Origin of the sequence: Streptomyces sp. NPDC048172, assembly GCF_043202595.1 — a bacterium.
Taxonomy (GTDB): domain Bacteria; phylum Actinomycetota; class Actinomycetes; order Streptomycetales; family Streptomycetaceae; genus Streptomyces.
The window spans coordinates 225,018-233,342 of record NZ_JBIDAT010000013.1; the positions used below are offsets into that span (position 1 = coordinate 225,018).

The 8,325-nt window shown below is 72.0% G+C and carries 8 protein-coding genes; 6 read left to right on the forward strand and 2 right to left on the reverse strand.

Features of this window, described 5'->3' with window-relative positions:
* The first annotated feature begins 336 nt into the window (after positions 1–336).
* The 5 genes from ACGF3A_RS40525 (at position 337) to ACGF3A_RS40545 (ending at position 5,554) form a co-directional block, all read left to right on the forward strand.
* Complete coding sequence (locus tag ACGF3A_RS40525; RefSeq protein WP_393735641.1) at positions 337–1,575, forward strand: hypothetical protein; 1,239 nt, start codon at positions 337–339, stop codon at positions 1,573–1,575.
* Positions 1,572–3,749, forward strand: coding sequence for a tetratricopeptide repeat protein (locus ACGF3A_RS40530; RefSeq protein WP_393735644.1), 2,178 nt, complete (start codon positions 1,572–1,574; stop codon positions 3,747–3,749). Before ACGF3A_RS40525 ends, ACGF3A_RS40530 begins: the two co-directional genes overlap by 4 nt.
* Positions 3,746–4,273 (forward strand): flavin reductase family protein, encoded by a 528-nt coding sequence (locus tag ACGF3A_RS40535; protein ID WP_393735646.1) that lies wholly within the window; start codon positions 3,746–3,748, stop codon positions 4,271–4,273. Before ACGF3A_RS40530 ends, ACGF3A_RS40535 begins: the two co-directional genes overlap by 4 nt.
* Before the next feature lie 259 nt (positions 4,274–4,532).
* On the forward strand, positions 4,533–4,949 hold the full coding sequence (locus tag ACGF3A_RS40540; protein WP_393735648.1) for a hypothetical protein: 417 nt from the start codon (positions 4,533–4,535) through the stop codon (positions 4,947–4,949).
* A 29-nt stretch (positions 4,950–4,978) separates the two neighbouring features.
* Positions 4,979–5,554 (forward strand): TerD family protein, encoded by a 576-nt coding sequence (locus tag ACGF3A_RS40545; RefSeq protein WP_393735673.1) that lies wholly within the window; start codon positions 4,979–4,981, stop codon positions 5,552–5,554.
* Between the two features lie 173 nt (positions 5,555–5,727).
* Here ACGF3A_RS40545 and ACGF3A_RS40550 read toward each other — a convergent pair whose 3' ends face one another.
* Positions 5,728–6,618, reverse strand: coding sequence for a recombination-associated protein RdgC (locus tag ACGF3A_RS40550; protein ID WP_393735650.1), 891 nt, complete (start codon positions 6,616–6,618; stop codon positions 5,728–5,730).
* A gap of 169 nt (positions 6,619–6,787) precedes the next feature.
* Positions 6,788–7,810, reverse strand: coding sequence for a tRNA 2-thiocytidine(32) synthetase TtcA (gene ttcA, locus ACGF3A_RS40555; RefSeq protein ID WP_393735652.1), 1,023 nt, complete (start codon positions 7,808–7,810; stop codon positions 6,788–6,790).
* A gap of 23 nt (positions 7,811–7,833) precedes the next feature.
* Here ttcA and ACGF3A_RS40560 point away from each other — a divergent pair, with 23 nt between their 5' ends.
* Complete coding sequence (locus tag ACGF3A_RS40560; protein WP_074871781.1) at positions 7,834–8,043, forward strand: YdcH family protein; 210 nt, start codon at positions 7,834–7,836, stop codon at positions 8,041–8,043.
* Positions 8,044–8,325 lie beyond the last annotated feature (282 nt).

An 8,325-nucleotide genomic window follows, 5' to 3' on the forward strand; every position in this document is an offset into this window, starting at 1 on the left:
ACCATGAAGAAGATCACCGTGCGCAAGACCGGCTCCATCAAGCTGACGTCGTCCGCCACGTTCTACCAGCCCGACTGCTGCTGAGTCTGAGCCGACGGGGCCCGCGCGGAGCGCACGTTCCGCGCGGGCCCTCCCTCCCACCACCGCGCATCGAGGAGACGAGCCCCATGAAGAAGATCACCGTACGCAGGACCGCCCACGTGAAGCTGACGTCCTCGGCGTCCCTGTACCAGCCCTCCGTCGGCTGCTGAGCCCCCTGCGGGGCCCGCGCGGAGGAACGGTCCCGCGCGGGCCCCGCTTCCACTTCACCTGGTCAGGAAGAGACCCCGAGCCACCATGAACGCAGCCAACCCGGCCCACGCGGCCACCCGCATCCCGCTGCACCCCCTGACGTTCGTCCCCGAGCCGGACGGCGTCATGGTGGGCCGCGCCGACGCCGCCGCCTACGCGCTGCTGCCCGAGGACGGCGCCGCGCTCCTGGGCCGCCTCGCCGACGGCATGCCCGCGCGGGAGGCCGCGGCCTGGTACGAGGCGACGTACGGCGAGACCGTCGACATGGCCGACTTCGTCGCCACCCTGGACGAGCTGGGCTTCCTGCGCGGTGAGGGCGACACGGCGGCGGCACCGCCCCGCGTCCGCCTCCAGGCACTGGGCAGGGCCGTCTTCTCGCCCTGGGCATGGACCTGTTACGCGCTGCTCGCGCTCGTGTGCGCCTTCTTCCTCGCCGTCGAGCCGGGCGTACGCCCGAGCGCCCAGCACGTCTTCTTCTCGCCCTCGCTCATCGTCGTCCAGCTCGGGCTCGCGCTGGTGCAGGTGCCGCTGGCCCTGCTCCACGAGGGGTTCCACGCCCTCGCGGGACGCAGGCTCGGGCTGCCGACCAGGCTCGGCATGGGCCGCAGATACTTCCTGCCCGTCTTCGAGACCAGCCTCGACGGACTGCTGGGCGTCGAGCGGAAGAAGCGCTACCTGCCGTTCCTCGCGGGGATGCTCGCCGACGCCGTGATGGTCTGCGTCTTCACGGCCCTCGCGGGCGCCGACCTCGCCGACGGCTCCCTGTCGTGGGTGGGGAAGCTCGCGCTGGCCGTCTGCTACGTGACGCTGATCCGGCTCGCCTGGCAGTTCTACCTCTGCCTGCGCACCGACGTGTACTACGTCCTCGCGACCGCCCTGGGCTGCACCAACGTCCACGAGGTGGCCTCCGCCTATCTGCGCCGCCGGTTCCCGGCACTGGCCCGGATCCCCGGCGTACGGCTGGCGCGGCTGGACGAGAGCGAGTGGTCGCCGCGCGACCGCGCCGTCGCCCCCTGGTACTCCGTGATCCTCGTGGGCGGCGTCGCCCTCCTGCTCGCCGGGGCCCTGCTCGTCGTCGGGCCCGTCGTGCTGGAGTTCGCCACCCGTGTCGTGGACGGCCTCGGCCACGCGTCCCTGAGCGACGCGCGGTTCTGGGACTCGACCGTCACTCTGCTCCTCGCCGTCGTCCAGTTCGCCGTGCTTCCGCTGCTCGCGGGCCGCGGCCCCCGCACCGACAGCCCCGCTCCGAACGCCCGGAACGCCCGGAAGGAACAGTCCGCATGACCACGCACACCTGGACCACGGGGACCGACACCGCTGCCCGCGCGACCCTCGCGGTGCTCACGTCCGAGGGCGGCCTCGTGGCCGACTGCCACCGCGGGCTGCGCGGCCCCTACACCGGGGCGGGCGAGCTGGTGCGGCTCCTCGTCCCCGAGGCGTACGCCGCCGACCCCGCGCTGATCCGCGCCCACGTCATCGAGATCCTCACCGTCGCGCCCGAGCTGCGGGAGGTCATAGGCGCCGCGCCCGAGACGCTGACCACCCTCGCCATCCCCGTCGAACGCACCCGGCTCTACGCGCCGACCCGCACCCGGCGCATCGCGCACGGACTCACCGAGTTCCTGCACGCCTGCGCCCGGCTCGCCGTCCGGGAGACGGGGCGCGACACCTTCCCGGTCGCCTTCACCCGGCTCGACGAGGCCGACCACACCGATCAGGAGTTCCTCGCCATCCTGCTGCGCCGCACCCGGACGGGCCCCCTGCGCGTGACCGTCCACACGCGGGGCGACGGCGGGAACCTGACGGAAGAGCTGCGCGGGTCCCTCGCCGCGCACGCCCACCGTGCCCCGGCGGAATCCGCCGGCCGCGCGCCGGCACTCACCTCCCCGCCGGCGCGCCACGCGCCCGGGTCCGGTCCAGGTGCGGGGGACCACCGCCGGACCCGGGACGCGCTCGCCCACGCCTACGTCGAGGCGGACGGCACCTCCGACGACCCCGCCGAACGCGCCGCGTACGGCGCGTTCCGCGAGGCGGAGCCGGAGGCGGCCGCCGCGCTGCACGCGGCACGTGCCGCCGCGCTCGCGGACGTCCCCGGCGCCTTCCTCGGCGCGATCCCGTACCACCTCGAACGCGGCGGCGACCGCGCCCGCGCGGGCAAGGCCCTGCTGACGGCCGCCGAACACGCGGTGGAGCGCGGCTACTACCACGCACTGCTCGAACTGTCCCGGCGCGGCATGGAGTCCATCGACCCGCGCGCCGAGACCATCCCGTACTGGCAGATCGCGACCAAGGTCACCACGGCCCTCGCGGTCCTCGGCCGGTACGAGGAGGCGGAGGACCTCTACATCGATCTGCGCTGCATGTTCGACGAGCCGGGACTCCATCTCTTCACCGGCTACGCGATGGCCATGATCTACACCCGCTTCCGCTCCTCGGAGAACCGGGACCACCGCCGCGCGAAGGCGCTCATCAACGGCTCGATCGCCATCGCCTCGCAGTGGGAGGTCCCCGAGGAGCGCGCCTTCCATCTGACGTTCCATCAGAACGGTCTCGCCCTGATCGAGATGCACATGGGCAATCTCGACGAGGCGCTGCGCCTGGTGAACGTCGGCATGGAACGGCTCCGCACCGAACTCGGCGAGGACAAGCACCGCCTGCACAAGTCCGTGCTCGTCCACAACCGGGGCAAGCTCAGGGACGCGCTCGGCGACGCGCGGGGCGCCCTGGAGGACTTCCTCCGCGTCACCGAGATCGACCCCAACTACCCGGACTACTACTTCGACTGCGCCGACGTCCGCCGCAAGCTCGGCGACCAGCAGGGCGCGCTCGCCGACTACGACAAGGCCATCTCCCTCTCGCCGCCCTTCTGGGAGCTGCACTACAACCGGGGCGACCTGCTGCAGGAGATGGGCAGGACGCGGGAGGCGGCGGCCGAGTTCGCCCGCGTCGTCGAGCTGGAGCCCGACCAGGCCGAGGCCCGCGCCTCCCTCGCGGACCTGCTGCTGGAGGCCGACGAGACCGAAGCGGTGGGCACGCTCGTCGCGGACGGGCTCCGCCTCGACCCGGCCCAGCCCCGGCTGCTGTGCGTACGCGGCATGCTCGCGCTGATGGACGGCGAGACGGAGGCCGCGCGCGCCGACTTCGACGCGGCGCTCGACGCCGACACCACGCTCGTCGGCGCGCTCGCAGCCCGCGCGGCGCTCGCCCACGAGGCGGGCGACCCCGCGAGGGCGCTCGCCGACCTGGACAGGGCGCTGGAGCAGACCCCGGACGACCCCGACCTGCTCTACAACCGCGCCTTCGTGCACGCCGCGGCGGGCTCCTGGGACGCCGCGGCCCGCGACTGCGCCCACGCGCTCGGCCTGCCCGGCGCCGACCGCGAGGAACTCCTCCGCCTCCAGGCCAGCTGCGCCGGACGCGCGCACCCGGCCCCGGACGTCCTGGAGGAGGTGTCATGAGCGCCGTACGGGAAGAGGCCGCGGCGCCCGGCGACGTGCGGGGGTTCATGCGGGCGTGGGCGACCGGCGTCGCCGTCGTCACCAGCACCCTGGACGGCGAGCCCGCGGGGTGCACCGTCAACGCGTTCCTGTCGGTGTCGCTGCGCCCGCCGCTGCTCCTGGTCTCCCTCGCGAACGGCAGCCGTACGCTCGCCGCCGTGCACGCCCACGGCGCGTTCGGCATCAACGTGCTGGGCTGGGACCAGCGGCGGCTGGCCGCCCGGTTCGCGGGCGGCGCCGCGCACCACGCGGACCGCTTCGCGGGCCTCGCGTGGCGGCCGCACGCCGGGGTCCCGGTGCTGGAGGGCGCCGTCGCCGCCTGCGTCTGCGTACGGGAGCGGCTCATCGGCGCGGCCGACCACACCCTCGTCCTGGGGCGGCCGGTGTGGACGGACGCGGGCACCCCGGCAGAGCCCGGCGCGCCCGTCGTCTACCACGGCAACCGCTATCAGCCACTGGCGCCGTCCACGAGGGCCGTCCCGTGACGGCCCTCGGCCGACGCCGTCCCGGACCCCCGGCGGGGTGCCACGTGTTCGGGGCCGCGGGCGAGTGCGCGACGGTGCCGCTCCGTCGGCGCCACCCCGGCGACCTCGCGCGGGACGCCGACCAGGCCGCGCCGCGCGCCGCCACTTCCCCTGGCACCTCGGGCGAGCGTACGGGCATTACCCCGGCGGTAATCGACCCCCGCCCGGCACCCCGGCAGGGTTGACCGTGCCCACTCCACACCACTCGGAGGTGCACGTCATGGCTCTGTCCTACGCGCGATCGAACACCGCCGCATCCGCCACCGTCTGGCTGCGCCGCTTCCTCGCCCTCGACGCGCTCGTCACGGGCGTCAACGGCCTGGCCTACCTGCTGCTCTCCGGGCCCGTCGGACGGCTGCTGGGTGTCGGCCAGGACCTGGTGGTGGGCCTCGGCGCGGGCCTCATCCTGTACGCCGCCGCCGTCGGCTGGGCCGCGACCCGGCGCCCCGCGCCCCGGCCCGCGGTCCAGGCGATCGTCGAGACCAACCTCGCCTGGACGGTCCTGAGCCTCGCGGCCATGGTCCTCTGGTTCGACGGGCTCACCACCGCCGGAAACGTGTGGATCCCGCTGCAGGCGGCGGTCGTCGCCGGGTTCGCCGTGCTCCAGTACACGGCCCTGCGGGGCAGCGACGCCTGAGCGGGCATGCTCCGTGGCAAGATGGGAAACTGCCGCGAAGATCCAGTGAGTTGGCGGTCCTGAGGAAGGGTGGTCCCGTGAGCGGTCTGAACAAAGGGCTCAACAAGGTCGAAGTATCGCTCAAATGGGATCCGGCACCGCTCGGAGCCCCGCCCTGCGACCTCGACATAATCGCCGCGACGTTCACGACGGACGCGCTGCAGGAGCCCGACTACCTGGTCTCCTTCGACAGCCGCTCGCCCGACGGCACGATCACCCTCAACCGCGACAGCCAGACCGGCCAGGGCTTCGGCGCCGACGAGGTGATGACGCTGGAGCTGGAGCGGCTGGCGCCGCGCTACGTACGGGTGCTGGTCGGCGTCGCCATCCAGCAGCAGGGTGGTGTGCAGCGTACGTTCGGCGAGGTGCAGAACACGCAGGTGAAGCTCCGTGAGGGCTACACGGAGCTGGTGGAGCACGACTTCGCCGCTGTCGCTGATGCGACGGCGGCGAAGGTCGCCGAGTTCGTGCGGACCGGTACGGGCGGCTGGGAGCTGCGCGGGGACATCCAGGGGTACGACGCCGATCCCGGTGCGCTGCCGTGGCTGATGAGCGCCTCGGAGTAGTCCGGGCCGGGTACGGGCTGCCCCGTCCTGTGCGTCGCGGACTGCGCCTGCTTCGTGGGTGGGGGGGCGGCGGGGCGCCCCCCCCGCGGCGGGGGCCCCCCGCCGGGCCCGCGCGCCCCCCCCCCCCACGCCCTTGCCGATCGCGCCGAAACTCAGGCCTCGACCTTCGACAGCTACAACGCATTCTCCATCACCACGAACAGCCGCTTCACCTCCGCGCTCATCAGCGCGAAACGCGCATCGAGCTCGGCGCGCAGGCCGTCGCCGTCGCTGTGCTCGAGCTGGTCGACGGCGCCGTCGAGCAGCTTGAACTTGCGCACGATCAGGTCTTCGCCGATCACGAACGACACGTGGTCGTCCAGGCTCAGCGCCAGGCGGGTGACCTGCTTGCCGGTCTCCAGGTGCTTGGCGATCTCGTCGCTCTCCAGCTCCTGGCGCTGGCACTTGACCACCGCGCCCTGGTCGACCGGGTCGCGCAGTTCGCATTCGTCGCCGAGCATGATCCCGTCCGGCAGCGGCTCGCCGGCGACCCAGCCGGTCAGGATCGAACGCGGCGCGACTTCGGCGTTGAGCGGCAGCGCCGGGAAGCTGCCGACCGCGCGGCGGATCTCGCTGATCACGTTCTCCGCGCTCTTGCGGCTGGAGCTGTCGACGATCACCAGCCCGTGTTCCAGGTCGATGATCGCGTCGGTGCGGCTGGGCTTGATGAAGGCGCGCGGCATCAGGTCGGTGATCAGCTCGTCCTTGAGCCGCTTGCGGGTGCGGCCGCCGGGCTTGCGCCCTTCCTTCTGTTCGATCTCGGCCAGCTTCTTGGCCAGCATGTCGTTGACCACCGCGCCGGGCAGCAGGCGGTCTTCGCCGCCAACGGTCAGCCAGATCGCGCTGCCGATGCGGTTACTGATCGCCGCCTCTTCATCGGCGCGTCCGAACGGCGAGATGAAGCCGCGCGAAGACAGCTCCAGCGGGCCGACCGGTTTGAGCCGGCATTCCTCCAGGCCCTTGTCGAGTTCGCTGAGGTCGTGGGTGGTGGGGAAGCGGAAGAACGTGAGGTTACGAAAGAACATTCAGAGGCCGGGAATAGGGAATGGGAATAGGGAATCGGCGTCGCGGGTACCGCGCCTGCCGCGTGTCGTCATTCCCGCGAAAGCGGGAATCCACAGACCTCGTGCGTTCTCGCACGAAGAGCCCTGGGTTCCCGCTTTCGCGGGAACGACAGTGCGATGAAGCGTTGGATCATCCGATCTGCGCGACCGGATCGTCGGAGCCGGCGTCGTCGAGCCACACCGGCGCCTGCGACGCCGCGCCGCCGCCCTGCCCCAGGCCGAGGAAATCGAACAGCTTGGGATCGCTCAACTGCGACGGGCGGATGTCGCCGAGCGCGCGCGAGATGATCTCCAGCCGCCCGGGCGTCTCGCGTTCCCACGCGTCCATCATCCGCTTGACCTGCTTGCGCTGCAGGTTCTCCTGCGAGCCGCACAGGTTGCACGGGATGATCGGGAACTGCCGCGCCGCCGCGTAGTCGACGATGTCGTCCTCGCGCACGTAGGCCAGCGGCCGGATCACCACGTGGCGGCCGTCGTCGGACAGCAGCTTGGGCGGCATGCCGCTGAGCTTGGCGTGGAAGAACAGGTTCAGGAAGAAGGTGGCGACCAGATCGTCGCGATGGTGGCCGAGCGCGATCTTGGTGAAGCCCTGCTCGGCCGCGTAGGTGTACAGCGCGCCGCGGCGCAGGCGCGAACACAGCGAGCACATGGTCTTGCCCTCGGGCACGACCCGGGTGACCACCGAGTAGGTGTCCTGCTCGAGGATCTTGTAGGGCACGCCGACCGATTCGAGGTACTGCGGCAGCACGTGCTCGGGAAAGTCCGGCTGCTTCTGGTCGAGGTTGACCGCGACCAGCTCGAACTTCACCGGCGCCTTCCTCTGCAGCTGCAGCAGGATGTCGAGCAGGGTGTAGCTGTCCTTGCCGCCGGACAGGCAGACCATGACCTTGTCGCCGTCTTCGATCATGCCGAAGTCGGCGATGGCGCGGCCGACCTGATGGCGCAGGCGCGCGCCCAGGCGCTCGAGATCGGCGGGGGCGGCGTCGGCGCGGGCGCGGCGGACGGGTTCGGCGAGGGGCAGGACGGTACTCATCAGACCGACGATTCTACGCCAAGGGTCGGTGAACACGGCCCGGACGGCCGCCGCCGCGGGCCCGAAGCCCGCTGCCGCAAGGCTTTGCGCCCCCGCGCGAAGACCGATGACGGCGGACACGGCGGCGGTTTAAGCTCGACCCCATGACCGTCAGCCTCGATGCCGCCGAAATCGCCCGCCAGCTCGCCGACCTGCGACTGGAGCACCGCGACCTCGATGCCGCCATCGAACGCCTGAACCTGGACCCGCAGTCCGACGAGCTCGCGCTCAAGCGGCTGAAGAAACGCAAGCTGTGGCTCAAGGACTGCATCGCCCGGCTCGAAAGCGCGCTGATCCCCGACGAACCCGCGTAAAAGCGCGCAAAAGCCGGCACTCGCGACGGCGCGGGCATGGCATCTGTCATCCGCCCCTGGTGATATCCCCGGGTACAGTCGCGCGCACGCCCTGTGCTACGTTGCGCGCACTCGCAACGGGCCCCGGCATGGCGAACAAGGACGAACTGATCGGCGCAGCGCGCAACCCGTGGTGGCAGGCCGCCGCGGCCGTCGCCGCGATCGCGCTGGTCGCGGTGTTCGCCCTGGGCGGGTTCAAGCCGGCCAAGAGCAAGGCCAAGCCGCTGCCGCAATACGCCGCCG

Bases quoted from the DNA above. Each gene is read 5' to 3' on its own strand.
- ACGF3A_RS40535 (WP_393735646.1), top strand. From the start codon at position 3,746: ATGAGCGCCGTACGGGAAGAGGCCGCGGCGCCCGGCGACGTGCGGGGG.
- ACGF3A_RS40560 (WP_074871781.1), top strand. From the start codon at position 7,834: ATGACCGTCAGCCTCGATGCCGCCGAAATCGCCCGCCAGCTCGCCGAC.
- ACGF3A_RS40530 (WP_393735644.1), top strand. From the start codon at position 1,572: ATGACCACGCACACCTGGACCACGGGGACCGACACCGCTGCCCGCGCG.
- ACGF3A_RS40540 (WP_393735648.1), top strand. From the start codon at position 4,533: ATGGCTCTGTCCTACGCGCGATCGAACACCGCCGCATCCGCCACCGTC.
- ACGF3A_RS40550 (WP_393735650.1), bottom strand. From the start codon at position 6,618: ATGTTCTTTCGTAACCTCACGTTCTTCCGCTTCCCCACCACCCACGAC.
- ACGF3A_RS40525 (WP_393735641.1), top strand. From the start codon at position 337: ATGAACGCAGCCAACCCGGCCCACGCGGCCACCCGCATCCCGCTGCAC.